We start from the raw sequence: 25,412 nt of genomic DNA on the forward strand, positions 1-25,412 counted from the left end.
GGGTCATGCGGCCGCGTCCAGACGCGTGACCAGATCGACCCGGCGCGGATCGGCCGGATCGAGTGCGGCGATCAGTGGGGCCCAGACCTCGCGGGCCTTCGCCGTATCGCCGCGTTTGAGCGCCGCCTCGCCGAGGAAATAGCGGGCGCCGAGCTGGTCCGGATCGATCGACAGGGCGCGGGTGAAGGCGGCTTCGGCGTCGACGCCGACCTCGCCGTCGGCCGCGCGGACCAGGCTTTCGCCGAGACGCGCCCAACTGGTGGCGTCGTTTTCGTCCAGCCGCAGGGCCTGACGGAAGGCGGAAGCCGCGCCGATGGGGTCGCCGGCTTCGAAGCGGGCGGCGCCCAGCATGGTCAGGGCGGTGCGGTTGTCGGGTTCGCGCTTGACCGCCCGGCTGAGAACGGCGGCGATCTGTTCGGCGTCGAGGGTCTCGGGACTGGCGGCCCAGTCGTCGATGCGGCGCTCGTAGGCCTGGTCCGGCAGGCCGGGCGCGCCGACGACGAAATAGAGGCCGAGCGTCGCGGCGGCGGCGGCGATCAGGCCGCTCAGGACGATGGTGCGGTCCCGTCCGCCGACGCGCGGGGCGGCTTCGGGCCGGGCGCCCGACAGCAGCCTGCGTCCCGCCTCGGCGCGGGCGGAGGCCCAGGCGTCTTCGTCGAGCAGGCCCCGCGCCCTCAGCCGGTCCAGCTCGGTCAGTTCCGCGCCGGGGGTGTCGGAGACGGGGGCCTCACGGTCCGCGCCGCGCCGCGCGAGGCTCAGCACCAGAAGCCCGGCCAATGCCGTGGCGAGGCCCGCCAGGGTCCAGAATACGATCATCCGCCGCCTTTAGCGGATCAGGCGGCCCGGGGCGAGGCGTCCTCGATGGCGTCGAGCGACGGACGGGCCCCGGCGGCGGCGGCGCGTCGCCGCACGGTGCGCGCGGCTTCGGTCGCCTCGATCAACAACAGGCATTTCGCGAGGGTCTCGACCTGGGCCAGGGACTTGCGCTGATCCGGGGCGTCGCCGGCGTTAACGGCCTCGATCACCATGTCGACATAGGCGGTGATCCGCTCGGTCACCGACTGGACCAGCTGAACCCGCAGGCCCTCGCAGCCGAAGACCTGGGCCGCCGTTCGCAGGGCGCCGAGCAGGGTCAGCTGGACGATGGCCGCCTGCACCGCCTCCAGCGGCGCCGCCTCGGCTTCAAGATCGGGGACCTTGCGGGTCATCCGGCCGGAGAGCTTGGCCTCGCGGGACGGCATCAGCCTGTCGAGCGCCTTGTCCAGGGTCTTTAGGGTTCTGGAGAGGGTCGCGTTGATGCGTTCGCGGGCCTCGCGCGCCTGTTTGCCCCAGCTTCCGTCGGGATCAAGCTGCAGGGTGATGTCCAGCTCGCCCAGGGTCTCGGCGCACCAGGCGATGTCCGCGCGCAGGCCCGGTCCGGGATCGGCCTTGACGCCCGGGCCATAGGAGGCGATGCGGCTGACCCGCGCCTCGACCTCGGCGATCAGACGATTGACGAACCCGGCCATCTCCGATTCCGACAGCAAGCCTTCCTTGGACGCCGACTTGGACGAATGGACCACCAGTCGCAGGATCAGGGAGGCGTCCGCCAGATGGGCGAAGAAGATCTCCAGCATGCGCGGCCCGCCGTCGGCGGTGACGCCCGCGCTGTCGCGGATCAGCAGGCGCAGCTCGGCCATCTGATCCCCGGTGGGCCGCAGGATCAGGTCGGGCAGGATCAGGAGGCCGCGTCGCGCCATGGTCGCGAGGTCGAAGCACAAGGCCAGCTCCTCCAACCCCTTCACACGCGCCTCCTGGTCGGCGCCGGCCGAGGGCCAGACGATCTCAGGATGGTCGCGCACGCATCCGGCGGCGGCCACGCAGATGCGGTCGGCGACCGCGCGCATTTTCGGATTGTCCTCGATCGGCCGGTAGTCGTCGAGGATCAGCAGCAGTTCAGGCTCTTTGCTCGACGCCGCCTTCCACAGGCGGGGCAGGACGTCGGAGGGGAAGGTCAGGGCCTCGACGCCGTCCGGCCGGCGCTGAAACATCGGCAGCAGCGGGGCGAAGGCGATGGCGCGGCGGCGGCGGTCGATGGTTTCGTCCGCCAGCATGATGCTGAGCGCGGCCGCGCGCTCTCCGGGCATCTGAGAAACCGCGCCCGACAGGGTTTTCAACACGCGATCGGGCACGCGCTCCAGCATCTGGGCGAGCACTGCACGCTGCGCGACCGAAAGCTCGGCCATGCGAAACTCCGTACGCCGCAGGCATGCGGCCGAGGATCACGGTGAAGGCGCGGGGTTAACATTCCGGTAGCGCACGTTCCCGTCAGGTTCAGGCCTCCGCGGCGGGCAGCTCCAGCACCGCTTTCAGGCCGCCGAGGTCGCTGGCCGCGAGGGTGAGCCGCCCGCCGTAGGCCCGCGTCAGGTCGTCGACGATGGCGAGGCCCAGGCCCGAGCCCGGCGCGTTCTCGTCCATCCGCGCCCCGCGTTTCATCGCGCCGTCGCGCTGTTCGGCCGGCAGGCCCGGCCCGTCGTCCTCCACCACGGCGATCATATGACCCAGGCCGGACGCGCCAGCGGAGACCCGCACGCGCCGCTTCGACCATTTGCAGGCGTTCTCCATCAGGTTGCCGAGAATCTCCTGCAGGTCCTGACGCTCGCCGAGGAAGGCCAGTTCGTCGGGCGCGCGCCAGTCGATCTCGACGTCCTTGGACTGGAAGACCCGCTCCAGCATGACGGCCAGCTCGTCGATGACCTCCCCCACCGGCGTCTTCTCGCCCAGGCCATGGGCGGCCCGGGCGGCAGCGCGGGCGCGGCGCAGGTGGTGGTCGACCTGGCCCTTCATCACCTCCGACTGGCGTCGGACGATGTCGGCCAGCGGCCCGGTGTCGGTCCCCGCCTCGGCCAGCATGACCGACAGGGGCGTCTTCAGGGCGTGAGCCAGGTTGCCGACATGGGTCCGCTGGCGCTCCACGACTTCCTGATTATGATCGAGCAGCCGGTTGACCTGTTCGGCCAGGGGCTGAATTTCGGTCGGATAGGATTTCTCGATCCGGGCGGCCTTACCCTTGCGGACGTTGGCGATCTCGACGCGCAGGTCGAAGAGGGGGCGCAGACCGATCTGGACCTGCAGGAAGACGGCGATGATCAGGCCGATGCCGAGGATCAGCAGAGCCGTCCAGGTGAAGGTCGCGAACTGGCGCGTGTCGGACTCGATCTCGGACCGGTCGATGCCCGCCATGAAAACCAGCGGCTGTCCGTTCAGCGTCTTCATGCTGGCTGCGATGCGCAGCGGCTGGGCCGCGCCGGGCAGGATGCCGGGGTCGTTGTAGCTGAGGGTCGATCCCATTGAGGCCTGCAGCCGTCCCGGCAGCTCCGGATCGACGTAGAGGCTTTCGCCCGACAGGGACGGCGACTTGGCCAGGACGACAAAGCCGCCGTCGGCGTCGACGCGGCCGACCATCCAGTATTTTCCCGACAGGCCGCGCAGGGTGGGGGCGTCCTTGATCTCGGCGACCCGCAGCCCTTCCGGGGTCATGACGCTGGCGATGACCACGTCGTCGATAACTCCGCCCAGAGAGTTGCCCAGACGGCGCAGGGCGCTTTCTTGGTACTGGCTGGTCAGCATCCAGCCGGTCAGCATCAGGGCGACCACGATCCAGGCCGAGGCCAGCCAGATCAGACGACGCGTCAGGCTGCGGCCTGGACGGCCGAACCAGCGGCCCCAGGACGGCTTGGTCGCAGGCTGGGGCGCCGAGGCCTCGTCGCTCACGCGGCTTCGGACTCGCCGGCCAGGGGCGTCAGACGATAGCCGAGGCCGCGCACGGTCTCGATCCGGTCGGACCCGACCTTCTTGCGCAGGCGGCCGATGAAGACCTCGATGGTGTTGGAATCGCGGTCGAAGTCCTGATCGTACAGGTGTTCGACCAGCTCGGTCCGGCTGATGACCCGGCCCTGGTGCATCATCATGTAGTGCAGCAGTCGGTATTCGAGCGACGTCAGCCGCAGGGGCTCGCCGTTGACCGTCGCCCGCGCCGCGCGCGGATCCAGACGCAGACCGCCGCACGCCAGCGTCGCCGAGGCGATGCCGGCCGAACGGCGCAGCAGGGCGCGCAGGCGGGCCAGAAGCTCTTCGGTGTGGAAGGGCTTGGTCAGATAGTCGTCGGCTCCGGCGTCGAACCCCGAGACCTTGTCCGACCAGGCGCCGCGCGCCGTCAGGATCAGGACCGGCGTCGTCTTGCCGTCCCGGCGCCAGCGCTCCAGCACCGAAACGCCATCGATCTTGGGCAGGCCGAGGTCGAGAACGACGACGTCGTAGGGTTCGGTATCGCCCAGGAAGTGGGCTTCCTCGCCGTCGGCGGCGTGATCGACGGCATAGCCGGCGTCGCTGAGGGCTTGCTTGAGTTGACGCGACAGGTCGGCGTCGTCTTCGACAAGGAGAACACGCATTCGGTGGGGTCCTTCTTAGCCGCGCGAGCTGACGGCGATGTCGATGATCTGACCGTCGCGCTCGAAGCGGAAGACATAGGAGTCGCCGCGCAGGCCCAGCGAGCCGACGAAGCGGGCGCCGCGCGCACGGGACTGGGCGATGCCCTGGGCCTCGGCTTCGGAGATGCGACGCTCCTGGCGTTCGAACGACTGACCATTGTTGCGGTCGCGATCGCCGCGGCCGCCACGATCCTGCGCGGTCGCGGCGCTCAGGGGCGCCGCGGCGATCAGGAGGGATAGGGCAAGGGCGGACAGGCGGGTCATGGAGCGTCTTATGTCGCCGCCGCTCTGAACGGAGGCTGAACGCCCAGCTTAGGGAGGTTTAACCTCAGACGAAACCGGCGTCTCGCATCGGATGAACGCAAGCTGACACGCGCTGTTCAGGAACGGCTCAGCGGCAATCCGCTCTTATGGCGCCAACGCAGCCGGTCCGGTTGCGGAGAACAGAGATGGAGTAATCCGATGAAGAAGTTGATGATCCCCGCCCTCGTTCTGGCTTCGGTGTCCGCCGCCGCCCTGCCCGCCGCGGCCCAGAACTATAACAACCGCGGCCACAACCAGGGGTACAATCAGAACTACGGCGGCTGGCAGTCGATCAACGTGCGCCAGGCCAACCTGGATCGCCGCATCGACGTCGGGGTCCGCAACGGCCAGCTGAGCCGCCGGGAAGCCACCCGTCTGCGCGGGGAGTTCAACGGCCTGCTGCGCCTCGAGGCCAACTATCGTCGCGGCGGCCTGACGGCCTGGGAGCGTTCGGACCTCGACCGTCGCTTCGACCGCCTCTCGGCCCAGATCCGTGACGAGCGTCGCGACCGCGACAATCGTCGCTACTAGGACCTGACCATCGCCGGCGGCCGACCCGTAGCCCGGTCGCTGGCGAAACGGGGGCGCGATCCGAAAGGGTCGCGCCCTTTCGCGTGTCAGAAGCGAAGCACCGAGCTCATCACCGTCACCGCCTGGCCCCGGATCAGCACACGGTCGCCGACGAGCTCGGTCTCGAACCGCGCGCCTCGGCCCGGATAGGCCTGTTCGAAGGTGATGTTGGTCCGGCCCAGCTTCGTCGCGAAAAGGGGCGCCAGACCGCAACGCGCCGAACCGGTCGCCGGATCCTCGTTCACGCCGCAGCCGGGGCCGAAGAACCGGTCCACCACATCGACGCCGTCGTCCGACAGGGCGGCGGCGATGACCTGCCCGTTCTCCAGCGCTCCATTGCCGAACGCCATCAGGGCCGGGATGTCGGGCGTCAGCTCCCGGACCGTCTTCGCATCGGCCATCACCGCCATCAGATACCGGCTGGCCCACACCTCGACAGGCTCGGCGCCGAGCGCCTCGGCCAGGCCCTTCGGCGTCTCGACCCGCGACAGCGGATCGGCCGGGAAGTCCATCTCGTAACCCTCGCCGAACCGGTCGACGGTCAGGGGCCCCGACGCCGTGTCGAAAGTCAGCCGGCGCGCCTCGACGCCCAGTTCGCGGAACAGGACATGGGCGGCCGCGAGGGTCGCGTGGCCGCACAGGGAGACCTCGGTCGCAGGGGTGAACCAGCGCAGGTCGAACCGCGCCGGATCGGGCGTGGTGCGCAGGAAGGCGGTCTCCGAATGATTGTTCTCGGCCGCCAGCGACTGCATCCAGGCCGCATCGGGCCAGGCGTCCAGGGGCTGGAGCACGGCGGCGGGATTGCCCATGAAGGGGCGTTCGGCGAAGGCGTCGACGGTCCACTGGCGCATCAGGCGATCTCCGGTTCGATGACGGTCAGTTCCGGCCAGAGCGCCAGCCGTTTCTCGACCACCCTGGACCAGTCCTTCGCAACGCCCCGGTTGGGGTTGGGACGAAGGACCAGGTCGAACAGGTCCTCCAGTCCCAGCGGCGCCGCGACGCTGATCGTGTCGTCGGCTTCCAGCCGGACCCCGATGGCGAAACAGGGCGCCACGAACCGCTCCAGCGCCTCGTCGGTGTTGGCGATGGGCGGATAGGGCTCGCCGAAATGGGCCGGGAACCAGATCGGCACCCGCGCCTGATTGCGCACCTCGACGTCGGTGCGGAAGGGCTCATCGAAGGCGGCGGCGACGCGCTTGATGATGACATCCTCGGCGTCCCAAGAGGTGTCCGGATCGAAATAGCCGAGGTCGAAATCGCGGCGGCCATATCCCGCCGGCCGGCCGGTCAGGGCGTTCCACGCCGACTGATAGACCGCGCCCGAGAAGACCCGCCAGTCGGGCAGATCCAGGCTCCGCACCGTCCTCAGTACGTGCATCAGGTCGGCGTCCTCGTGCAGGATTTCGACCAGCCGCGCCTCCAGATCGATCATCGCGCATCCCTCAGCGGCCAGCCGTGGTCGAGTGGACCGTGCCCTCCGCCCAGCCCCGGCGCGCGCCGGATGGCCTCGGACACATAGGCCCAGCCTTCCGCCACCGCCGTCTCCACCGGCCGCCCCTGCGCCAGACCCGCCGCGATGGCGCTGGCCAGGGTGCAGCCCGTCCCATGGGTCGAGGTCGTTTCGATGCGCGGCCCCTCCAGCAGGGTTTCGCCGGTCGGGGTGATCAGGAGGTCGACGACCGTCTGCCCCGGGACATGGCCGCCCTTCATCAGCACGGCCTTGGCGCCCAGCTCCAGCAGGGCCGCGCCCGCCCGACGCTGGCCGTCCAGATCCTCGACCGCGATCCCGGTCAAGGCCTCGGCTTCGGGCGCATTGGGGGTCAGTAGCGCCGCACGCGGGATCATCAGCGATCGCACCGCCGCCACCGCGTCGTCGTCCAGCAGGGCCGCCCCGCCCTTGGCCACCATGACAGGATCGACCACGGCCGCCGCGCTCGAGGTGTCGAGAACGGCCGCGACCCGCTCCACCACCAGCACCGAGCCCAGCATGCCGGTCTTGATCGCATCGGCGCCGATGTCGTCCAGCACCGCCCGAGCCTGGGCCTCGATAAGGTCGAGCGGCAGGGAATGGACGCCGTGAACACCGAGGGTGTTCTGGACCGTGATCGCGGTGATGGATGTGGCCGCATAGCCGCCCATGGCCGTCACGGCCTTGATGTCCGCCTGGATGCCCGCCCCGCCGCCTGAGTCCGACCCGGCGATGATCAGGACGCGGCCGCGAGACTCGGGGAGCGAAGATGTCATGCCGCTGGATGCCGCGCCCGGCCGGGATCGGCAAGCACGCTTTGTGTATTGCGGTATGGCTATATAGCTATTAAACGATACTCATGCACGCCGTCCTGACCGCCCTCGCGGAACCGAACCGCCTGGCCATCATGGCCCTGCTCCGAGACGGCGAACGGCCCGCCGGAGACTTCGTCGAGGCTCTGCCCGTCAGCCAGCCGGCGGTGTCGAAACATTTGTCGGTGCTGCGCGAAGCCGGTCTGGTGACCGTGCGCAAGGACGCCCAGCGCCGCCTCTACAGCCTGAACACCGCGCCCCTGGCCGAGCTCGACGCCTGGCTGGAGCCCTATCGCAAATTCTGGATCAACCGTCTCGACGCCCTGGAGCGTCACCTCGACAAGGAGTTCCCGCAATGAACGAGACCCTGGAAACGCCCTGCGACCAGGGCGAGATCCGCACCCTTGATGACGGCTGGGAAATCCGCTTCGAGCGCCGCCTGCGCCATTCGCCCGAGCGAGTGTGGAAGGCTCTGACCACGCCGGAAGGCCTCGCTTGCTGGCTGGCCGAAGCGGACATCGACCTCGTCCCCGGCGGCAAAATGGATCTGCATTTCCGCCAGCCGGACCATGAGTTCATGCCCGACACGCCCGACCGTCGCATCCAGAACAACGAGGTGCTGGTCGTCGAGCCCTACACACGGTTCGAACACACCTTCGGCTCCAACGCACTGTCTGTGGTTCGCTGGCTGCTGACGCCCGACGGCGACGGCACCCATATCCAGCTGGTCCATCGCATCCCGCAGGGCTGGGAAGGCGGCCGCGCCAATGTCCTCAGCGGCTGGCGGACCCATATGGACGGGCTGGAGGACGCCATCCGCGGCGTGCGGCACCTATGGGACTGGGACGTCTTCCTCGCCCGCCGCTCGGCCTGGATGGAGACGCTGGCATGACCACCGCCCACCCTTTCCTGATGTTCCAGGGCCAGTGCGCCGAGGCGCTGGAGTTCTACGCCGCCACCCTGCCCGAAACCCGCATCCTGTCGCTGGACCGGAAGCCGGACGGGACCGTGGCCATGGCCCGGTTGTCGATCGCAGGGCTGGAGGTCATGGCCAACGACAGTCCGCCCGTGCACGACTTCACCTTCACCCCATCGATCTCGACCTTCCTCGGCGTCGACGAGCCGGATCAGGTCGATGCGCTGGCGACGGCGCTCTCGACGGACGGCAAGGTCATGATGCCAGCGAACAACTACGGCTTCTCGCGTCGCTTCGCCTGGGTCCAGGACCGGTTCGGCGTGTCCTGGCAGATCAACGCGGCCTAGCCGGCCGCCTGAACCGCCGCCTGGACCGCCAGGGCCTGGACCGTTTCGCGGACGTCGTGGACGCGGACGATGGTCGCCCCGCGACGCGCGCCTTCCAGAGCGAGCGCGATGGAGCCGCCCAGCCGGTCGTCGGCTTCGGTCGCCGAGGGATCGATGTTGCGGACCATCCGCTTGCGGCTCGCCCCCAGCAGGACCGGGAAGCCCAGCTCGGCCAGCGTTCCCAGACCGGCGATCAGCGCCAGATTATGCTCGATGGTCTTGCCGAAGCCGATGCCGGGATCGAGCGTGATCCTGGACCGCGCCACACCCGCCGCCATCGCCGCCTCGGCGCGCGCGGCCAGATAGTCGCGCACCTCCGCGACCACGTTGCCATAGCGTGGCTCGACCTGCATCGACCGCGGCTCGCCCAGCATATGCATCAGGACGACCTCGCACCGCAGTTCGGCGGCAAGGTCCGGCCCGTCTGGCGCATAGGTCAGGGCGGTGACGTCGTTCCAGATCGTCGCCCCGGCCGCGACCGCGGCGCGGGCGACCTCGGGCTTCATGGTGTCGATGGAGATCGGGCCGTTCCAGCGGGCATGGACCGCCGCGATCACCGGCGCCGTCCGCGCGATTTCCTCATGCACCTCGACCGGCTCCGCGCCCGGCCGCGTCGACTCGCCGCCGATGTCGAGGATATCGGCTCCGTCGCCGATCAGCTTCATCGCCTGGGTCAGCCCTGCCTCGACCGAGTCGTAGGCCCCGCCGTCCGAGAAGCTATCGGGCGTGACGTTGAGGATGCCCATGACGCGCGGTCGAACGTGGGTCATGGGCGCTTCTGCGGATAGGGCGTCTCGCCCCGCGCCAGCATGGCGACGAGGTCGGCGATCTTCTTCTTCCGCCCCGCCTCGGTCTTCAGGGCGTTGGTGCGGTGGATCAGGGCGAAGCGGTTCTGGCTGGTCAGGATGTCGAACAGGGCCTTCGCCTTTGGCTCCGCCTCGATGGCGGTCTTCAGGTCGTCAGGGACCGCGGCGCCCTTGACCCGATAGGTCTTCTCCCAGCGCCCGTCGGCCTTGGCCGCCTCGACGTGTTTCAGGCCTGCCGGTCGCATCCGACCCTCGGCGGTCAGCCGTTCGACGTGGGCGACGTTGAGCTCGCTCCAGCTGCTCTTGGGCCCGCGCGGGGTGAACCGCTGCAAGAAGCTGTCCTCGTCGCGACTCTTCCTCACCCCGTCGATCCAGCCCCAGCACAGCGCCATGGGGATGGCGTCCTTCCAGCTGACGCTCGGCGTGCCCGACCCGACCTTGTAGATCCGGATCCAGACCTCAGGCTCGCTCGCGTGGTGGTCCGCCAGCCAGGCGTAGAAGGCCTCCGCGTCGGCGAAGGCCTGCTGCCGCTTCGGATCGACGACCATCGGCGCCATCAGCTCTTGCCTCCGATCAGTCCGCCCAGCGTCTCCAGATAACCGTCGCGGAAATCCGGGCGGGGTGCTGAGCACTAGTGAACGGTCGGGTGCTCGTCCTTGGCGACGACGCTGACGCCTTCGGAGACCGGGGTGACCGGTACGGAGACGGACGGACCGGCGTTGGGGAAGTTGTTCTCGTCGCGGTTCGGCGCGGCGCCCTTCTCCAGCAGGTCTTTGATCTCCTCGCCCGACAGGGTCTCGTACTCGAGCAGAGCTTGGGCCAGAGTCTCCAGATCGGCGGCGCGGTCCCTCAGGATCTGGCGCGCCTCGTCCCAGCCGGAGGTGACCAGCTTCTTAACCTCGGCGTCGATGGTGCGCGCGGTCTCTTCCGAGACATTCTGGCTGCGCGCGACCGAGTGGCCCAGGAAAACCTCCTGCTCGTTCTCGCCATAGGCCACCGTGCCCAGAACGTCGGAAAAGCCCCATTGGGTCACCATGCGGCGGGCCAGCTTGGTGGCCTGCTGGATGTCCGACGAGGCGCCCGAGGTGATATTGTCCTTGCCGAAGATGATCTCCTCGGCCACGCGGCCGCCCGCCAGGATGGCAATACGATCGACCATCTGCTGGTACTTCATCGAATAGCGGTCGCCTTCCGGCAGCTGCATGACCATGCCCAGCGCCTGGCCGCGCGGAACGATGGTCGCCTTGTGAACCGGGTCCGCCATTTTGACGCTCATCGCGACGATGGCGTGGCCGCCCTCGTGATAGGCGGTCAGGCGACGCTCTTCCTCGTTCATGGCCATGGATTTGCGCTCGGCGCCCATCATGACCTTGTCCTTGGCGTCCTCGAAGTCGCGATGGGTCACCATGCGACGGTCCTTGCGGGCCGCCAGCAGGGCCGCCTCGTTGACCAGATTGGCCAGATCGGCGCCGGAGAAGCCCGGCGTGCCGCGTGCGATGGTCTTGACGTTGACGTCGGCAGCCAGGGGCACGTCCTTCATGTGGACGCGCAGGATGCGCTCGCGACCCGAGACGTCGGGGTTCGGCACCACGACCTGACGGTCGAAGCGGCCGGGACGCAGCAGGGCCGGGTCCAGCACGTCGGGACGGTTGGTCGCGGCGATCAGGATGATGTTTTCCGACACCTCGAAGCCGTCCATCTCGACCAGCAGCTGGTTCAGGGTCTGCTCGCGCTCGTCATTGCCGCCGCCCAGGCCCGCGCCCCGGTGACGACCGACGGCGTCGATCTCGTCGATGAAGATGATGCAGGGGGCGTTCTTCTTGGCCTGTTCGAACATGTCGCGGACGCGGCTGGCGCCGACGCCGACGAACATCTCGACGAAGTCCGAGCCGGAGATGGAGAAGAAGGGCACGCCCGCCTCGCCCGCGACGGCGCGCGCCAGCAGGGTCTTACCCGTACCGGGAGGGCCCACGAGCAGGGCGCCCTTTGGAATCTTGCCGCCCAGACGCTGGAACTTCGCCGGGTCCTTCAGGAAGTCGACCACCTCCTGCAGCTCTTCCTTGGCCTCGTCCACGCCGGCGACGTCCTCGAATGTCTTGCGACCCTTGTGCTCGGTCAGGAGCTTGGCCTTGGACTTGCCGAAGCCCATGGCGCCGCGCGCCCCGCCCTGCATCTGGCGCATGAAGAATATCCAGACGCCGACCAGCAGCAGGATCGGCAGGAGGCCGACGAGCAGGCCCTGCCACCACGACTGACGCGTGGTCTTCACGTCGACCTCGGCGCCCGAGGCGCGGATGGCTTCGACGATGCCCTCGTTCGGATAGGGGGTCGTGGTCGTGAACCGGGTGTTGTTCTGGTAGGCGCCGGTCACGGTGTCGCCGCGCACCTGAACGGCCTTGATCTGGCGGCCTTCGACCGCGGTGACCAGCTCCGAATAGGTGATCGGCGTGGGGCGCCCTTGCGCCGCCGCGCCCGCGGGCTGCCCGGGCAGGGTCGCGCCGCCGTTCTGGCTGATGGCGGCATAGACGGCCAGGAGGGCCAGAATGATCACGCCCCAGATCGCCAGGTTACGCAAGTTCATCGGTTGAAATCCTCGTCGCCGCCCCTGGAGAGGCGGCTGGTGTTACGTCGTTGTCGTCAAAATAGGTCAGGCGGCGGCGTTTCGCCATGGAGCACGAGATCGAGGTCGCTTTCCTGCGTCGTTTCGCCCAGCGCGAGGCTGAGACGACGCGGCGCGAGATTGCGGACCCTGGCTTCCCGCCATGCAAGAACCGGGGCGCCGCCGTCGTCCCGGATCAGGACCGGCAGCGCCGAGCGGGCCCAGGCCGGGACGGAGTTCACGATGGCGCGATCCGCTTTGGCCAGGGCGTTGAGTCGGCCGAGGGCGGCGGCGGCGGTCCAGCCGGGGGCGTCGACGGTGATCTCGTAGCGACCGTCCCAGACGACGGGCGCGCCGGGCCGGAGCGGGACATCGGCCGGAGGGCGACGGCGCATCTCTCCGGGCTCGCGGCCGATGATGACGGTGTCGCCGGAGGCCTCGATCCGGGCGCCGGAGAGGGTGGCTGTGAACTCGCCGCCGGAGGCCAGGCGCGCGGCGACGGCGTCGAGCTTGTCGCGGCGCGGTGGCGTGTCGCCGCCGGACGCGCAGAGAAGGACGGCGGCCAGTTCGGTCGTCGAGATCGAACGATCACTCCGAAAACCCTCTCCCAGTGGGAGCGGGCTCGAGGCTCGCGGAGCCCAGCGATGCGCCAAGCCGTGAGGGTTAGGGCCGTGTGTTTGCGGTAAGGATTGTACCCGCACCCTTTCGCGCAAGACCGATCGCGGACGCTCTCGGGCGCTCAAGCCCTCTCCCATCAGGAGAGGGGCCAGTGCCGCTCTGGCCCTGCCCCGGCCAAACCGTGCATTCCCCGGATCCTCGATCCAGTCCCGCCCCATCCCCCGCAACCAGATCCGCAGATCATCCCGCCCCTCGCCGAGCAGGGGCCGCAGCAGCATGAGCCCCCGCCCCTTGGGCCACACCGGGCTCGGCGCCCACTCGCGCAGCCGCCCCAGGGTCGAACCCCGCTCCCGCATCCAGTCGCTCTCGGCGATATCGTCGGCCGTATGGGCGAACAGGATCACCCGCGCCCCCGCCTCTCGCGCAGCCTCCGCAATCAGGAAGTGCCTCGCCCGGCGGGCCGCGGCGGGCAGGCCGGTCTTCGGTTTCTCGCCCTCCCAGCCGCGCTCGATCCAGTCCGCCCCGACCGCCCGCGCGGCGGCCTCGCAGCGACGGCTCCAGTCGGCGCTGTCGGGGTTCAGCCGGTGATCAACGGTGATGGCCAGCAGGCGTCGCCCGGCGCGCTCGGCCCACGCGGCCGCGATCCCCAGCAAAGCCATGGAGTCCCCGCCGCCGGACAGGGCGAGCGCCACGGGACGGTCGATGTCCTTCTGAAGCCGCGCCTCAAGCCGTGCGGCGACCCGGCCTTCCAGCCCGGCCGCGCCGCTCGGGCTCAGCGGCAGGCCGCCCGCGTCCGCGTCTCGGCGGCTATGGCGCGCAGCGCCGGGGTCGAGGTGCGCTCGTAGCGGCGGACGTATTCGGCGAGGGCCGCGCAGGCCTGGGCGTCGCGGTTGGTGGCCTCAAGCCCGCGCGCGAGCTTCAGCGTCACCTCCCCGGCCCAGGGCAGGGTCGGCCAGCCCGACAGGGCGGTGGCGTACTGCTGCACGGCGCCGGCCTGATCGCCGCCGGCGCGGATGATGTCGCCGATGCGCCAGGTCGCTTCCTTGGCCGACGGCGTGTCCGGCCAGTTGTCGATCAGGGCCTCGAGGGCGGCGCGCTGGGCGGCCGGGTCAGTCAGGGCGCGGGCGGCGGCCAGATCGGCCACGGCGTCGCCGGTCGGCGAGCGCGGACCGCGCGCGGCCTCCTCTGCGGCGGCTTCGGCAGCGCGACGGTTTTCCTCGGCGGCGCGTTCGATGCGCTGGATGCGGCCGTCGGCGTCGCCCAAGCGCTGGCGCAGGGCGGCGTTGTCGCGGTCGCTCTCGTCCAGCTGGAAGGTCAGCCGCTCCAGATCGCCGTTCACACGCTGAACGGTGGCCTCCATATCCTGCAGGCGGCGATCCATCTGCTGCACCCGGCCCTGCAGGGCGATCAGCTCGGGATCGGATTCGACCAGCATCGGCTCGCCGACCTGATTGTTCCGCTGCAGGATGGCGCGTTCCAGGCGGCGCACGTTGCGGTCCAGGTTGTCGAGACGACGCACGTCCCACTGGATCGCCGGAAGCGGCTGGGTCTGAGCCACGACGGCCCCGCCGATCAGGGCGAGGCCGACTGCGCTCAGGGTGATGTTGCGAACGGACAGAAGGCTCTTCATGAGGCTACAGCTTTCATCGTTTTGAGGCCGCCGCAAGGCATGCCGTCAACCCGTCAGGCCAAGGACGATGATCGCCAGGATGAACAGACTGAGCACCAGGCTGCAAAGCACCATCAGCACCAGCGTCCGCCAGGCCGCCGAGAAGATCGACAGGTTGTAGGCGCCCTTGAGCTGGGCGAACATATGCGCCGGCACGGCCAGACACAGCAGCGACGTCAGGGCGTTGACGAACCCGTTCTCCAGCCGCGCCAGTCCGGCGATCAGCATCGTCAGCATGGCCATGAACGTCAGGGAGTAAAGGACGAACACCCCGTGGTCGTACCAGGTGAAACCACGCTTCCAGGCGAACAGCAGCCAGACGAAGGGGATCGACAGCGGCACCAGCAGGAAGGCGAATTTGTAGGCGGTCTGCTGGACCTTGTAGAGGGCGAAGTCGGGGTTCGCGAGCTTGTGCAGGATCTTCTCCTGCATCTTCTTGTCGCCGATGCCGATGGTGACGTTCCCGTCGTGGACCGCATCGGCCATGTACGATTGCCAGCTCCCCGGCGTCAGGCCGTCGGTCCTGGGCCCTCGCGTCTTGGCCTCCTGGAGCGCGCGCAGTTGAGCCTCGGCGCCGACCAGGCCGCCCCGCAGCCCGCCCAGCGCGGCGGCCTCGCCCGTGTCTCCCCGTTCGGCCGCGGCCTCGGCGGCCGTGACCGAAGCCCGCAGTTCGTTCACCGCCTGCTGTGACGCGGCGATGCGCTGGTCGATCGTCTCGGCCGCCTCGTCGCCCTGACCGCCGAGGAAGGCCGTCAGGGCGAAGAACATCAGAAAAACGATGAACAGGAAGATCGCCAGCGGCGAGACGTAACGCGTCCGCTTGCCCTGGACCCACTCGCGGGTCAGTCGACCGGGATTGGCGATGAGCAGTGGCAAGGTGCGCCAGATGCGCCCGTCGAAATGCATAACCCCGTGCAACAACTCTTCGCCGAGGTGCAGCAGGCTGCGGTGCACATGGGTCGGCTGGCCGCAGTTGGCGCAGAAGTTTCCGGTCGTGGGTTCTCCACAGTCGCTGCAGGTCCCGGCATGGTCGGCGCCGGCATGCCCCGTCGGCTTTTCGATCGCCCCCGCGATCAGGCCGCCGGTCGCCAGACTGCCCGCCGCATCCACATCCACCATCGGATCCCCCACGCATCCCCTCCCCCTTGTGCAGCGCCGGGCGGGGACCGTCAAAAGGAAAGGGCGTCCGCGAGTACGGACGCCCTGCCAAAATCGCACATCGCGCTCAAGCAGCCAGTCGCCGCGCGGCGAGCGGTAGCGCCCTTGCTTAGTTTGCGCCCGAGACGATGGCCGTGTGGCCGTTGCGGTTGCGGGCCCAGCTGTCCTCATTTGAGCCCTGAGCGATCGGGCGCTCCTTGCCGAAGGAGATGGTGTCGATCCGGCCGGCCGAGACGCCGCGACCGATCAGGTAGTTGCGGATCGATTCGGCGCGGCGAGCGCCGAGGGCGAGGTTGTACTCGCGGGTGCCGCGCTCATCGGCATTGCCCTCGATCCGGACGGTGATGCCGGGATAGCGGGCCAGCCACTGGGCCTGGGCGTCCAGGCGCGGATAGGCTTCCGGGCTGACCTGATAGGAATCGAGGTCGAAATAGATGCGGTCGCCCACGTTGACGACGAAGTCTTGCTCCGAGCCGGGTGCGCCCGCACCCATATTGCCGCCATCGATGCCGCCGGCGCTCGGGCCCGGGTAGGCGGGATTGTCGACGGCGGGACCGCCGATGTTCCCGTCGGCGACGCCCGTCACCGGACGGCGCGGCGCGCAAGCGGCCATCGACAGGGCGACCAGCCCGACCAATGCGAACCGGGTCATGTTGGAGTGGGTCATCATCGGGTCGTCTCCTTCAGTCTTTTGTCGTTGCCGCGAAGCGTCAGCATACGTGGCGAACCGTGGCTTTTGTCTGCGCCGTCACCGGCGATAACGCATAGTTGTTCCCGAGGGTCCCCGGCGTGAGTTTCTAGGACGCGCAGCTGTCAGCGCCCTGGCCGGCGCCGAGGTTCGAGGCTCCGCCGTCCAGCAACGGCGACCAGGCGGGGTCGGAGCCCCGGCCCTGATAGCCCGACTGGGCGATCACCCGGCCAGACAGATCGACCATCCACAGGTTGGTGTTCCCTCCGCGCGTCTGGCGCGAGAACATCAGATAGCGGCCGTTGGGCGCCCAGGACGGCCCTTCCTCGAAATAGGACCGCGACAGCATCCGCTCGCCGGACCCGTCGATGTTCATCACCCCGATGCCGAACTGGCCGCCGCCGGACTTGGTGAAGGCGATCAGGTCGCCGCGCGGGCTCCAGGCCGGGGCCGTATAGCTGCCGCCGCCTCTTGAGATCGGCCGCTGGTTCGAACCGTCGGCGTTCATCACATAGAGGCGCGGCGTGCCCGACCGGTCGGAGTTGAACACGATGCGCGAGGCGTCGGGGCTGAACGACGGCGAGGTGTCGATGCCGGGATCCGAGGTCAGGCGCGACAGCTGGCGCGTCCTGAGGTTCATCACATAGACGTCGGTATTGCCGCCCCGGATGATGGAGAAGGCGACCTTGGTCCCGTCCGGCGAATATCGAGGCGCCAGCGCCTGACCGTCGAACTCGCCCAGGCTTTCGCGACGGCCCGTGGTCAAGTTGTAGAGGTAGATGCGGGAATAGTCCTTGCCCAGCGCCATATAGGTGATCTCGTCCGGGTTGGACGAGAAGCGCGGCGTCAGGATGATCTCGGAGCCGTCGGTCAGGAAGACGGGGTTGTAGCCGTCCTGGTCCACGATCGCGAGGCGGCTGAGGCGATTCAGCTCGGTCCCGCTCTCGGCGACATAGATGATCCGCGTGTCGAAGATTCCCGTCTCGCCGGTCATCCGGGCATAGACGACGTCGGCGATCTTGTGGGCGATCCGGCGCCACTGCTCGCGCGTGGCGGTGAAGTTGTAGCTGACCAGCTGGCACTGGCGGTACGGATCGTACAGCCGGAAGCCGAAGTCGTTGCGGCCGTCAGGGCGCGGGGTGACGGACCCGTACAGCACCGCCTGGGCCCCGATCTGGGTCCACTGGGCGAAATTCGGCGCATTGGCCAGCGACAGGTTGGTCTCGATGAAGCTGGCCGGATTGATCGGCTCGAAGAAGCCCGAGCGACGCAGATCGCCCGACAGCACCTCGGCGATGGAGGTCCCGTTCTCGCCGCTGAAGGGCGCGACGGCGATCTGGAAGGGGCGCAGCACGCCCTGGTCGATCTCGACCTCGATCGGTTCGCCCGTCTGGGCCGGCTGGGCCTGGCTCTGCTGGCGCGAGGGACCGTTCAAGTCGCGTGTGCTTTGAGCCTGCGCAAACGACGTCGCGGCGATGCCGATGGCGGCCACGGTGCTCAGCAACAGGTTCAGACGCATCGATGTCTCCAGTGGCGTAAGGCGAGTGTCCCGGCCTTTATCGCCAGACCGCGCGACAATAACCAGTACAGACGCCAGCTTGCGGCCGAATAGGGCGACTTTCGGGACGGCAACCTTTGCCGGGTCGGGCTTCAGCGGTTCCGACAGGCCCGTTCGGTATTGAAGGTCGGGCGGAATGCGCCGCCGGGGAAGCCCGCGGGCACGTCGAAGGGGGCGCTCTGGCGGATGGCGCGCAGGGCGCCGTCCGCGGCGGCGCGATAGACCGCGTCCGAGCTTGGATTGCGCAGCGTCGGTCCTGCCGTGATCCGGCCGTCCGGCGACAGCGTCACGTCCATTTCGATCCGCAGCTGGTTCGCGCCGGGGATGTCGCAGGGCAGGGTCCAGTTCGGATAGACCTGGTTGAAGATGGCGGTCAGCTGAGGGCCCGTGGCCTGTGCGGCCTGTCCCCGCCCCTGCTGCCCCGTCGCCGGGCGTGGGCCAGGCGTCGGCGCGGGACGGCGCGGACCGGCCAGGGCGTCCAGATCCAGCGAGGGCTGCGGTTGGGCCGGCGCGGGCCTGGGCGGGGTCGGACGCGGCGGCGTGGGCCGGGGCGGCGTGGGCCGCGGCGGTGTCGGGCGTGGCGTGGGGGTCGGCGTGGGGGCCGCCCGCGGAGGCGTGGGTCGCGGCGGACTTGGACGCGGCGTCGGCGTGGGGGTCGGTGCAGGTGGCGTGGGGGTGGGCGGGACCGGCTCCGGCGGCGTTTCCACGGGCGCGGTCGACGCATCCTCGGTTGCGGGTTCCTCGGACGGATTGTCCGCCGGGGCGGCCTCGACCACGGCGTCGGAGACGATCGACACCGGCACCGACTGGACGGTCGGCATGATCTCGACCTCGCTCTCGGGCCATTTGATCAGGAAGGCGGCCGCGACCAGCCCATGCACCAGCAGAGCGCCGAGGATCGCCGGGGAAGGCAACGACCGCGTCACGGAATCAGGCCTCGGGATCTGACGAAGAGGCCGCGTCCGACGCGGTCGCCGGAGCCGCAGCGGCGGGCGCCGCCTCGGCCGTGTCGGTGATCAGGTTCAGCTTGGTGAAGCCGCCCGCCGACAGTCGCGCCATGACCCGCGCCACGGCCTGATAGGGGGCGCGGCCGTCGGCCCGGACGAAGACCGACAGGTCCTCGCGCTTCGTCTCGCCGGCCGCGTCCGAGACCCGTTCGGTCAGGGCGTCATAGGCCGTCTCGTCGCGCTGGACGAAGATGGCGCCGTCCTTGTCGATCGACACGGTCACCGGCGGCTTCTCGGTCTCGACCGCGCTGGCCTCGGTTTTGGGCAACTCCACCGGCACGCCCACGGTCAGCAGCGGCGCCGAGATCATGAAGATGATCAGCAGCACCAGCATCACGTCCACCAGCGGTGTGACGTTGATCTCGCTCAGCGGCCGTTTGCGGGCTCGACGTCGGCCGCGAACGTGGCCTCCGCCTCCGCCTCCACCCATCGCCATGGCTCAGACGCTCCGGCGGAAGTTCAGGTCCGCGGACGGCGGCGGCGGGGGCGGCGGGGTCGCGGCCCCTCCGCCCAGACGGCGGGCCACGGCGGCCTGCAGGTCGTCGGCGAAGCTTTCCAGACGGCCGGTGAACTTGCCCGCGTCGATCGAGAACTTGTTGTAAGCGATATAGGCCGGGATGGCCGCCGCCAGACCCACGGCCGTGGCGAACAGGGCCTCGGCGATGGCCGGCGCCACGGTGGTCAGGTTGGTGTTCCCGGCCGCCGCGATGCGTCCGAAGGCGTTCATGATGCCCCAGACCGTGCCGAACAGACCGATGAAGGGCGAGGCCGTGGCCACCACCGACAGCACGCCCAGACCCTCCTCGATCCGCTGACCCTCCCGGGCGATCAGGGAATCCAGCGCCCTGTCGATGCGAGTGATCAGCAGATTGCCCTCGGTGTCCGACAGCGTCCCCTTGCGTCGCGTCTCGCGCCAGTCGGACAGGGCGATGATCAGCATGCGCGGCAGGGCGTGCGACGGCTCGGGCCCCGCCTGCGCGGCGACCTCCTCCAGCGACCGACCCGAGGCGATGGCCTTTTCGAACGCATCCGCCTGATGGTTCAGGGCGGTGAAGCGGAAGGCCTTGTCGATGATGACGGTCCAGGACCAGATCGAGGCGATCGCCAGACCGACCATCACGCTCTTCACCACCCAGTCGGCGGTCATGAACAGCGTCACCGGGTTCAGCATCGAGACTTCGGCGGCGGTTTCAGCGACGGTCATAGGCGGGTCCTTGGGCAGTCTTGAGGGCTTATCCAGCCACGCGGCATGGCGGTTGTATGGCGCGGAGGCCGGCGGAGCGGCCGTCTAGTCCTGACGGCCGCCGGTGTGCGGCTGAACGGCCACAGACACAGGCGAGCCGACGGAGACGATCACGCCCTCATGGCCTTCCTTGGCGATGGAGTAGGTGGCGGCGTCGCGCAACAGCTGGTCGATACAGGCCCGGTCGCCGGCCAGACCCACGTCGGCGCAGCCCTGTTTCGCCGCATCGGCCCAGCCGCGCACCCGCCGGGTCGCGGCCTCGGCGCGCTTGATCGAAGCCTCGTCCTCGGCCGCCGCCTGGGCGATCAGGGCCTGACGCGCGCCCTGCTGGTACTGCAGCTCGGCCTGACCGGCCATCTTGCGCTCCCAGACCTTGTAGTAGGGACAGCCGACGAGCCCGCCGCCGATCAGAATCAGGAACAGCAAGAGGGTCACGAGCAAGAAGCTCGTCGTCGCCTTCACTTCAGCCGCAGTCGCCATCGATCGATCCCCCCGGAAGCAGGGCGCGAGTCTAGCGGCCCCGGGGGTACCAACAAGTTACGAAAACGTCAGACGCCCGCCAGCCACGGCGTCACTGCCTCGACCAGGGCCTTCGTCGGCCTGCGCGGTCGCCCGTCGAGATGGATGCAGACGGCGGTCACGTCGGCCCGGCACAGCGCCTCCCCGTCCCGCTCGATCATTTGCGAGATCAAGAGCCGCACCCCCTTCACCGCGTCATAGGTGGTCCGCACCACCAGGGCGTCGTCGATCCGCGCCGGCTTGATGAAGTTCAGCTTCATCTCCGCCACCACGAAGGCCAGCGGCGGATCGATCTCCAGCAGCTGCGCATGGCCGATGCCCGCCAGCCGCAGGAAGTCCGACCGCCCGCGCTCGAAATAGCGGACGTAGTTGGCATGATAGACGACCCCGGTGAAGTCGGTGTCCTCGTAATAGACGCGAACCGGCAACAGATGGGCCCGGCCCTCAAAACGGCCGGCGGTGGGGTGATCGGGTTCGCTCATGAGGTCGGCGCCGAGTTCACATAGTTCGGCGCGGAAGGAGCCCGGGCGAAGCCGGGGCAGTAGCGGTCTCTCAGATCACGGAACTCGGTCGGCAGCGGATCGTCGGCGAACATCACCCGACCGATGCGGGAGATGAAGGCGACGGGTTCATGGGTCATTCCGGCGCGGTTGCGCGGCGCCGCGTAGCCGCAGACGACGGGACCGGCGTCGGACTCGATATAGCGCACCTCCCAGTCGGCGCCGCGCTCGGCCCGGATCTGGCGCTGGGCCATGTGATGGGGCGTCTCCGCCGGGGGGCGTGGCGTCCGCGTCGCGGCCAGCCATACGCACAGCCCGCCCAGCACCAAGACGGCGACGCCCAGGATCGGCAACAGGGATCGGACGGTGAAACGGTCGCGCGCCATCGCCGCCACCAAAGTGCGTCGCCCTCGACTTGGCAAGCCGTTCTTCAGGTCGTCGCCGGATCAAGGGTGAAGTCCAGCGGCGTGTCGGCGGCGGGCAGGCAGCTGCGATCCACCGGCGCGGACGGATCGCGCAGGAAGTCCCGCACCATCGCACGGGTGCAGGGGCTGGACCCGGTCTCTCCGTGGGTGGCGTTGGTGACGATCACGACCTGATGGTTGGCATAGCCCCGCGCCGCCGCCTCGGTCAGGGGCGGCGGACAGCCGGGATCGATCTCGGCGGCGACGAACAGGGTCGGGATATTGGTCACGACGGGGGCGTTCTCGATAGCGGCGGCCGGGGTCTCGCCCACCGCATCGCAGACGTCGAACAACCGCGACAGCGACGGAACCAGCACCTCCGCCACCGGATCGCCGGCCGCTCCGCCCGCCAGCCGCGCCCGTGATTCGAACGGCAGCTCCTCCTTGCACAGGTGGGCCATATGCTGGCCTTCGGTGTAGTAGGTCCGGTTCTCGGCGATCTCGGCCACAGCACTCAGATCGCCGGCGATGATCTTGTCCAGATCGGCCGGCAGCCGCCGCACCCCGACCCGGTCATAGGTCGTCTCCATCAGGAAGGCGGACAGGTCGTCGACGTTGAACGTCCCCCCGTCGTTCCCCGTCACGGGCCCCGCCAGCCAGCGCCGCGCCTCGGTTTCGAACCGCGCCTGCATGTCCGGATAGCGGGCGGCGCATTCCGCCTGCGCCTCGCATTTGGCCAGGATGATCTTCACCGCGTCGGAGACCTGTTCCGGCGTGCCGACGGCCCAGTTGCCTTCCGGCGGCCAGGGGCTCTGCATGACCGCCGCACGCACGATCTCCGGATGATGGGTGATGACCGCCGCCTCAATCCGGGGACCGTAGGAGCCGCCACGCAGGTCGATCTTCTCCAGCCCCAGCACCTCGACCATATCGGCCACGTCGTCGGCGATGACGGCGGCGTTGTACTGGTTCAGATCGACGCCTTGCGCCTTCCAGCCCTGCAGACAGGCGATGAGCCCGTCGCGATCCTCGTCCGACGGCGGCCCTGCATCGGTCAGTTCCACGCCCGGACAGTCCAGCGACGGCGACCCGCGCCCGCCGCCCCTCTGGTCGAAGAAGATCACGTCCTGATCCACGGCCAGGGCGTCCGGGTTTTGCTGCGCATACCGCAAAGCCCCGCCGACGCCGGGCGTCGAAGCCCCGCCCGGCCCGCCGTGGAAATTCACCATCGGCGGCAGCAGATGGCCCGACGCATCGCGATAGGGCGTCGACGCCTTGACGATGACCACGGCGATATCGATCCGCCGATCGCTCGCCCCGCCTCGCGCTTCATCGACGGTCAGCATCCCGCACCGGACCTCGCGCACGCCCGTGGGCCAGTCGGCGGGGCAGGCGGTGTCGGTGAATACGGGGTCGGCAGCCGCCGCGGGCGCGGCGGACAGGCCTGCTCCGAACAGCAGGGACAGGGCGGCGAGGACGCGAAGGATCATGGCGGGCTCCGGTTCGTCGCCACCAAAGGCCCCTGCCTGGTTCTTGGCAAGCCCGCTACTCGAACAGACCGCCCTGCGCCGTCGGCGGCTTCGGCGGCTCGGTCAGGCCCAGATGCGCATAGGCCTTGGCGCATGCCATCCGCCCGCGCGGCGTCCGCTGGATGAACCCCTGTTGCAGCAGATAGGGTTCGATCACGTCCTCGACCGCATCACGCGCCTCGGCGATGGCGGCCGCCAGGGTGTCCATCCCGACCGGCCCGCCGCCATAGTTCTCGATCAGGGCCTTCAGGAAGCGCCTGTCGTTCGAATCCAGCCCGACCTCGTCGATCTCCAGCCGCGACAGGGCGCGGGCCGCGACCAGCCGATCGATGACGGCGGCCCCTTCGGCCTCGGCGAAGTCCCGCACCCGGCGCAGCAGCCTCCCGGCCACGCGCGGCGTGCCTCGCGCCCGCGATGCGATCTCCCTCGCGCCCTCGTCGTTGATCGGCGCCCCCATCTTTCGCGCCGCCCCGGTGATGACCCGCACCAGTTCGTCGGGCGTGTAGAACTCCAGCCGCAGCGGGATGCCGAACCGGTCCCTCAACGGCGTCGCCAGCAGCCCCGCGCGCGTCGTCGCCCCGACCAGGGTGAAGGGCGCCAGGTCGATCCGCACCGACCGCGCCGACGGCCCCTCGCCGATGATCAGGTCCAGCACATGGTCCTCCATCGCCGGATAGAGGATCTCCTCCACCTGTGGGGCCAGCCGGTGAATCTCGTCGATGAACAGGACGTCGCGCGGTTCCAGATTGGTCAGGATGGCCGCCAGATCCCCCGCCTTGGCCAGGATCGGCCCCGAGGTCGCGCGAAAGCCGACGCCGAGCTCCTTCGACACGATCTGCGCCAGGGTCGTCTTGCCCAGCCCCGGTGGTCCGAACAGCAGGACGTGATCGAGCGCCTCCTGCCGGTTGCGGGCGGCGTCGATGAAGACCTTGAGGTTCCCCTTGGCCTGCTCCTGTCCCACGAAATCGGCCAGCGACTGGGGCCGTAGGGCGCGGTCGTAAGCCTCGCCCGGCGCGGCCATGGGCGAGATGATGCGGTCGTCGGTCAACGCCCCAACTCCTGCAGCGCCGCCCGGATCACGGCCGACAGATCGGCCTCGTCACCCAGTTTGATCAGGGCCTGATCCACGGCCCGGCGCGCGTTCACCTCGGCGATCCCCAAACCCAGCAAGGCCGACACCGCCTCCCCCGTCACACTCGGAACCGGCGCGGGAGCCTCCGCATGCACCCCCGGCGCCGACGGCGTGAACGAGACCTCGCCCAGCGACTTACCCTTCAGTTCGGTCACGATGCGCAGCGCCAGCTTCGGCCCCACCCCGTTGGCCCGGCCGATCGCGGCCTTATCCTCGCGCGCGACCGCCCCCGCCAGCTCGCCCGGCGGCAGCACGTCCAGCACCGACAGCGCCGCCTTCGGCCCCACGCCCTGAATGCTCAGCAGGGTCGTGAACGCCCGCCGTTCATCCCGCGCCAGAAAGCCGTACAGCCTCGGCCCCGCATCCTCGCTCCATTGCGAATGCACATGCAGGGTCGCCTCGTCCCCCGGCGCCGGCAGTCGCCCCAGGGTCCGCGCCCCGCACGCCACCACATAGCCCACCCCGGCGCAGTCGATCAGGCAGTGCCCCTCCTCGACCTCGGCCAGCACGCCCCGCAACCGTCCGATCATGCCAAGGCCTCCAGCAGCGTCCGCTTCCTCAGCTGCGCATGGGTGATTGCGACGGCCAGGGCATCCGCCGCATCCGCCTTCACGTCGCCGGAGGCCGGCAGCAGCCGCTTCACCATGAAGGCGATCTGGCCCTTGTCGGCATGACCGGCCCCGACCACCGCCTTCTTGATCAGGTTCGGCGAATATTCCGCGACCCTCAGGCCCGCCTGCGCTGGAGCCAGCATGACCGCCGCCCGCGCATGACCCAGCTTCAGAGTGGAGGACGGGTTCACATTGACGAAGACTTCCTCGATCGCCGCCTCGTCGCAGTCATGGGAAGCGCAGACCTCGCCCACCTTCTCCAGCAGCCACAGCAGGCGTTCCGACAGGGGCGCGGTCTCGGGCGGCGTCACCACCCCGTGCGCAACCCAGCGCAGCCGCGACCCCTCGGCCACGACCACGCCCCACCCGGTGCGGCGCAGGCCGGGATCGAGGCCCAAGATACGGGTCGGCCCCATCTGAGTCGTGCTGTTCGTCATTCGTTCCTGT

General features: G+C 69.3%; 30 protein-coding genes. 4 read left to right on the forward strand and 26 right to left on the reverse strand.

The features are described 5' to 3' along the window. Positions 1–3: 3 nt before the first annotated feature. The 5 genes from ccmI to O5O43_RS11995 form a co-directional block, all read right to left on the reverse strand. Positions 4–816 (reverse strand): c-type cytochrome biogenesis protein CcmI, encoded by an 813-nt coding sequence (gene ccmI / locus O5O43_RS11975; protein ID WP_271084120.1) that lies wholly within the window; start codon positions 814–816, stop codon positions 4–6. Positions 817–833: 17 nt separating this feature from the next. Next, positions 834–2,225: a hypothetical protein gene (locus O5O43_RS11980; RefSeq protein ID WP_271084121.1), complete on the reverse strand. Its 1,392-nt coding sequence runs from the start codon at positions 2,223–2,225 to the stop codon at positions 834–836. Between the two features lie 88 nt (positions 2,226–2,313). Next, positions 2,314–3,753, reverse strand: coding sequence for a sensor histidine kinase (locus O5O43_RS11985; RefSeq protein ID WP_271084122.1), 1,440 nt, complete (start codon positions 3,751–3,753; stop codon positions 2,314–2,316). After that, the gene (locus O5O43_RS11990; protein WP_271084123.1) at positions 3,750–4,430 is read right to left on the reverse strand and encodes a response regulator transcription factor; all 681 of its coding nucleotides are present in this window, start codon (positions 4,428–4,430) and stop codon (positions 3,750–3,752) included. Before O5O43_RS11990 ends, O5O43_RS11985 begins: the two co-directional genes overlap by 4 nt. A 15-nt stretch (positions 4,431–4,445) precedes the next feature. Beyond that, positions 4,446–4,733, reverse strand: coding sequence for a hypothetical protein (locus O5O43_RS11995; protein ID WP_271084124.1), 288 nt, complete (start codon positions 4,731–4,733; stop codon positions 4,446–4,448). A 198-nt stretch (positions 4,734–4,931) separates the two neighbouring features. Here O5O43_RS11995 and O5O43_RS12000 point away from each other — a divergent pair, with 198 nt between their 5' ends. Next, positions 4,932–5,303 (forward strand): hypothetical protein, encoded by a 372-nt coding sequence (locus O5O43_RS12000; RefSeq protein ID WP_271084125.1) that lies wholly within the window; start codon positions 4,932–4,934, stop codon positions 5,301–5,303. A gap of 86 nt (positions 5,304–5,389) precedes the next feature. Here O5O43_RS12000 and O5O43_RS12005 read toward each other — a convergent pair whose 3' ends face one another. From O5O43_RS12005 to thiD, 3 genes are read right to left on the reverse strand one after another with little or no spacing between them, the layout of a single operon-like run. Beyond that, complete coding sequence (locus O5O43_RS12005) at positions 5,390–6,193, reverse strand: PhzF family phenazine biosynthesis protein (RefSeq protein ID WP_271084126.1); 804 nt, start codon at positions 6,191–6,193, stop codon at positions 5,390–5,392. Then, positions 6,193–6,774 (reverse strand): nucleotidyltransferase family protein, encoded by a 582-nt coding sequence (locus O5O43_RS12010; protein ID WP_271084127.1) that lies wholly within the window; start codon positions 6,772–6,774, stop codon positions 6,193–6,195. Before O5O43_RS12010 ends, O5O43_RS12005 begins: the two co-directional genes overlap by 1 nt. Further along, on the reverse strand, positions 6,771–7,586 hold the full coding sequence (gene thiD, locus O5O43_RS12015) for a bifunctional hydroxymethylpyrimidine kinase/phosphomethylpyrimidine kinase (RefSeq protein ID WP_271084128.1): 816 nt from the start codon (positions 7,584–7,586) through the stop codon (positions 6,771–6,773). Before thiD ends, O5O43_RS12010 begins: the two co-directional genes overlap by 4 nt. A gap of 83 nt (positions 7,587–7,669) precedes the next feature. Between thiD and O5O43_RS12020 the strand changes: the two genes are divergently transcribed. Genes O5O43_RS12020 through O5O43_RS12030 form a run of 3 tightly spaced genes read left to right on the forward strand, consistent with a single transcriptional unit; the run spans position 7,670 to position 8,885 of the window. After that, complete coding sequence (locus tag O5O43_RS12020) at positions 7,670–7,981, forward strand: metalloregulator ArsR/SmtB family transcription factor (RefSeq protein ID WP_271084129.1); 312 nt, start codon at positions 7,670–7,672, stop codon at positions 7,979–7,981. Further along, positions 7,978–8,514, forward strand: a complete 537-nt coding sequence (locus tag O5O43_RS12025; protein WP_271084130.1) for an SRPBCC family protein — start codon at positions 7,978–7,980, stop codon at positions 8,512–8,514. Before O5O43_RS12020 ends, O5O43_RS12025 begins: the two co-directional genes overlap by 4 nt. Next, positions 8,511–8,885, forward strand: a complete 375-nt coding sequence (locus O5O43_RS12030; RefSeq protein WP_271084131.1) for a VOC family protein — start codon at positions 8,511–8,513, stop codon at positions 8,883–8,885. The genes O5O43_RS12025 and O5O43_RS12030 overlap by 4 nt, the downstream gene beginning before the upstream one ends. Here the strand turns inward: O5O43_RS12030 and folP are convergent. From folP to ruvC, 18 genes are all read right to left on the reverse strand, one after another. Beyond that, the gene (gene folP / locus O5O43_RS12035; RefSeq protein WP_271084132.1) at positions 8,882–9,694 is read right to left on the reverse strand and encodes a dihydropteroate synthase; all 813 of its coding nucleotides are present in this window, start codon (positions 9,692–9,694) and stop codon (positions 8,882–8,884) included. The two genes, O5O43_RS12030 and folP, sit on opposite strands and share 4 nt — an antisense overlap. Beyond that, positions 9,691–10,287 (reverse strand): YdeI/OmpD-associated family protein, encoded by a 597-nt coding sequence (locus tag O5O43_RS12040; protein WP_271084133.1) that lies wholly within the window; start codon positions 10,285–10,287, stop codon positions 9,691–9,693. The genes folP and O5O43_RS12040 overlap by 4 nt, the downstream gene beginning before the upstream one ends. Positions 10,288–10,361: 74 nt before the next feature. Then, complete coding sequence (gene ftsH, locus O5O43_RS12045) at positions 10,362–12,311, reverse strand: ATP-dependent zinc metalloprotease FtsH (RefSeq protein WP_271084134.1); 1,950 nt, start codon at positions 12,309–12,311, stop codon at positions 10,362–10,364. 56 nt (positions 12,312–12,367) lie between these two features. Next, on the reverse strand, positions 12,368–13,639 hold the full coding sequence (gene tilS, locus O5O43_RS12050; protein WP_271084135.1) for a tRNA lysidine(34) synthetase TilS: 1,272 nt from the start codon (positions 13,637–13,639) through the stop codon (positions 12,368–12,370). Positions 13,640–13,719: 80 nt separating this feature from the next. Beyond that, the gene (locus tag O5O43_RS12055) at positions 13,720–14,577 is read right to left on the reverse strand and encodes a tetratricopeptide repeat protein (RefSeq protein ID WP_271084136.1); all 858 of its coding nucleotides are present in this window, start codon (positions 14,575–14,577) and stop codon (positions 13,720–13,722) included. Between the two features lie 45 nt (positions 14,578–14,622). Next, positions 14,623–15,747, reverse strand: coding sequence for a DUF3667 domain-containing protein (locus tag O5O43_RS12060; protein WP_271084137.1), 1,125 nt, complete (start codon positions 15,745–15,747; stop codon positions 14,623–14,625). A 136-nt stretch (positions 15,748–15,883) separates the two neighbouring features. Continuing rightward, positions 15,884–16,441, reverse strand: coding sequence for a peptidoglycan-associated lipoprotein Pal (pal, locus tag O5O43_RS12065; protein ID WP_271086430.1), 558 nt, complete (start codon positions 16,439–16,441; stop codon positions 15,884–15,886). 130 nt (positions 16,442–16,571) lie between these two features. Continuing rightward, positions 16,572–17,981 carry a Tol-Pal system beta propeller repeat protein TolB gene (gene tolB, locus O5O43_RS12070; protein WP_271084138.1) on the reverse strand — a complete coding sequence of 470 codons (1,410 nt, stop codon included), beginning with the start codon at positions 17,979–17,981 and terminating at the stop codon, positions 16,572–16,574. 131 nt (positions 17,982–18,112) lie between these two features. After that, positions 18,113–18,934 (reverse strand): TonB C-terminal domain-containing protein, encoded by an 822-nt coding sequence (locus O5O43_RS12075; RefSeq protein ID WP_271084139.1) that lies wholly within the window; start codon positions 18,932–18,934, stop codon positions 18,113–18,115. Between the two features lie 16 nt (positions 18,935–18,950). Then, positions 18,951–19,463, reverse strand: coding sequence for an ExbD/TolR family protein (locus O5O43_RS12080; protein ID WP_271084140.1), 513 nt, complete (start codon positions 19,461–19,463; stop codon positions 18,951–18,953). Positions 19,464–19,466: 3 nt separating this feature from the next. Continuing rightward, positions 19,467–20,231, reverse strand: a complete 765-nt coding sequence (gene tolQ, locus O5O43_RS12085; protein WP_271084141.1) for a protein TolQ — start codon at positions 20,229–20,231, stop codon at positions 19,467–19,469. 84 nt (positions 20,232–20,315) lie between these two features. Next, the gene (locus O5O43_RS12090; RefSeq protein WP_271084142.1) at positions 20,316–20,750 is read right to left on the reverse strand and encodes a hypothetical protein; all 435 of its coding nucleotides are present in this window, start codon (positions 20,748–20,750) and stop codon (positions 20,316–20,318) included. A 68-nt stretch (positions 20,751–20,818) separates the two neighbouring features. Further along, positions 20,819–21,271: a tol-pal system-associated acyl-CoA thioesterase gene (gene ybgC / locus O5O43_RS12095; protein WP_271084143.1), complete on the reverse strand. Its 453-nt coding sequence runs from the start codon at positions 21,269–21,271 to the stop codon at positions 20,819–20,821. Then, entirely contained in the window at positions 21,268–21,675 is a 408-nt protein-coding gene (locus O5O43_RS12100) for a hypothetical protein (protein ID WP_271084144.1), read from the reverse strand. The genes ybgC and O5O43_RS12100 overlap by 4 nt, the downstream gene beginning before the upstream one ends. Before the next feature lie 44 nt (positions 21,676–21,719). Next, the gene (locus O5O43_RS12105; RefSeq protein ID WP_271084145.1) at positions 21,720–23,183 is read right to left on the reverse strand and encodes an alpha/beta hydrolase; all 1,464 of its coding nucleotides are present in this window, start codon (positions 23,181–23,183) and stop codon (positions 21,720–21,722) included. A gap of 55 nt (positions 23,184–23,238) precedes the next feature. Next, entirely contained in the window at positions 23,239–24,243 is a 1,005-nt protein-coding gene (gene ruvB / locus O5O43_RS12110; protein WP_271086431.1) for a Holliday junction branch migration DNA helicase RuvB, read from the reverse strand. 23 nt (positions 24,244–24,266) lie between these two features. Continuing rightward, positions 24,267–24,884 carry a Holliday junction branch migration protein RuvA gene (gene ruvA / locus O5O43_RS12115; RefSeq protein ID WP_271084146.1) on the reverse strand — a complete coding sequence of 206 codons (618 nt, stop codon included), beginning with the start codon at positions 24,882–24,884 and terminating at the stop codon, positions 24,267–24,269. After that, positions 24,881–25,402, reverse strand: coding sequence for a crossover junction endodeoxyribonuclease RuvC (ruvC, locus tag O5O43_RS12120; protein ID WP_271084147.1), 522 nt, complete (start codon positions 25,400–25,402; stop codon positions 24,881–24,883). Before ruvC ends, ruvA begins: the two co-directional genes overlap by 4 nt. Positions 25,403–25,412 lie beyond the last annotated feature (10 nt).

This window comes from Brevundimonas sp. NIBR11 (genome assembly GCF_027912535.1).
Lineage (GTDB): Bacteria > Pseudomonadota > Alphaproteobacteria > Caulobacterales > Caulobacteraceae > Brevundimonas.

Excerpts from the sequence above, each read along its gene's own strand:
- O5O43_RS11980 (WP_271084121.1), bottom strand. The coding sequence starts at position 2,225 with ATGGCCGAGCTTTCGGTCGCGCAGCGTGCAGTGCTCGCCCAGATGCTG.
- pal (WP_271086430.1), bottom strand. The coding sequence starts at position 16,441 with ATGACCCACTCCAACATGACCCGGTTCGCATTGGTCGGGCTGGTCGCC.
- ybgC (WP_271084143.1), bottom strand. The coding sequence starts at position 21,271 with ATGAGCGAACCCGATCACCCCACCGCCGGCCGTTTTGAGGGCCGGGCC.
- O5O43_RS12090 (WP_271084142.1), bottom strand. The coding sequence starts at position 20,750 with ATGGCGACTGCGGCTGAAGTGAAGGCGACGACGAGCTTCTTGCTCGTG.
- O5O43_RS12030 (WP_271084131.1), top strand. The coding sequence starts at position 8,511 with ATGACCACCGCCCACCCTTTCCTGATGTTCCAGGGCCAGTGCGCCGAG.
- O5O43_RS11995 (WP_271084124.1), bottom strand. The coding sequence starts at position 4,733 with ATGACCCGCCTGTCCGCCCTTGCCCTATCCCTCCTGATCGCCGCGGCG.
- ccmI (WP_271084120.1), bottom strand. The coding sequence starts at position 816 with ATGATCGTATTCTGGACCCTGGCGGGCCTCGCCACGGCATTGGCCGGG.
- O5O43_RS12000 (WP_271084125.1), top strand. The coding sequence starts at position 4,932 with ATGAAGAAGTTGATGATCCCCGCCCTCGTTCTGGCTTCGGTGTCCGCC.
- O5O43_RS12040 (WP_271084133.1), bottom strand. The coding sequence starts at position 10,287 with ATGGCGCCGATGGTCGTCGATCCGAAGCGGCAGCAGGCCTTCGCCGAC.
- tolB (WP_271084138.1), bottom strand. The coding sequence starts at position 17,981 with ATGCGTCTGAACCTGTTGCTGAGCACCGTGGCCGCCATCGGCATCGCC.
- O5O43_RS11990 (WP_271084123.1), bottom strand. The coding sequence starts at position 4,430 with ATGCGTGTTCTCCTTGTCGAAGACGACGCCGACCTGTCGCGTCAACTC.
- tolQ (WP_271084141.1), bottom strand. The coding sequence starts at position 20,231 with ATGACCGTCGCTGAAACCGCCGCCGAAGTCTCGATGCTGAACCCGGTG.
- O5O43_RS12005 (WP_271084126.1), bottom strand. The coding sequence starts at position 6,193 with ATGCGCCAGTGGACCGTCGACGCCTTCGCCGAACGCCCCTTCATGGGC.
- O5O43_RS12010 (WP_271084127.1), bottom strand. The coding sequence starts at position 6,774 with ATGATCGATCTGGAGGCGCGGCTGGTCGAAATCCTGCACGAGGACGCC.
- O5O43_RS12025 (WP_271084130.1), top strand. The coding sequence starts at position 7,978 with ATGAACGAGACCCTGGAAACGCCCTGCGACCAGGGCGAGATCCGCACC.
- O5O43_RS12105 (WP_271084145.1), bottom strand. The coding sequence starts at position 23,183 with ATGATCCTTCGCGTCCTCGCCGCCCTGTCCCTGCTGTTCGGAGCAGGC.
- thiD (WP_271084128.1), bottom strand. The coding sequence starts at position 7,586 with ATGACATCTTCGCTCCCCGAGTCTCGCGGCCGCGTCCTGATCATCGCC.
- ruvC (WP_271084147.1), bottom strand. The coding sequence starts at position 25,402 with ATGACGAACAGCACGACTCAGATGGGGCCGACCCGTATCTTGGGCCTC.
- O5O43_RS12055 (WP_271084136.1), bottom strand. The coding sequence starts at position 14,577 with ATGAAGAGCCTTCTGTCCGTTCGCAACATCACCCTGAGCGCAGTCGGC.
- O5O43_RS12080 (WP_271084140.1), bottom strand. The coding sequence starts at position 19,463 with ATGGCGATGGGTGGAGGCGGAGGCGGAGGCCACGTTCGCGGCCGACGT.
- O5O43_RS12020 (WP_271084129.1), top strand. The coding sequence starts at position 7,670 with ATGCACGCCGTCCTGACCGCCCTCGCGGAACCGAACCGCCTGGCCATC.
- ruvB (WP_271086431.1), bottom strand. The coding sequence starts at position 24,243 with ATGGCCGCGCCGGGCGAGGCTTACGACCGCGCCCTACGGCCCCAGTCG.
- O5O43_RS12100 (WP_271084144.1), bottom strand. The coding sequence starts at position 21,675 with ATGGCGCGCGACCGTTTCACCGTCCGATCCCTGTTGCCGATCCTGGGC.
- ftsH (WP_271084134.1), bottom strand. The coding sequence starts at position 12,311 with ATGAACTTGCGTAACCTGGCGATCTGGGGCGTGATCATTCTGGCCCTC.
- folP (WP_271084132.1), bottom strand. The coding sequence starts at position 9,694 with ATGACCCACGTTCGACCGCGCGTCATGGGCATCCTCAACGTCACGCCC.
- ruvA (WP_271084146.1), bottom strand. The coding sequence starts at position 24,884 with ATGATCGGACGGTTGCGGGGCGTGCTGGCCGAGGTCGAGGAGGGGCAC.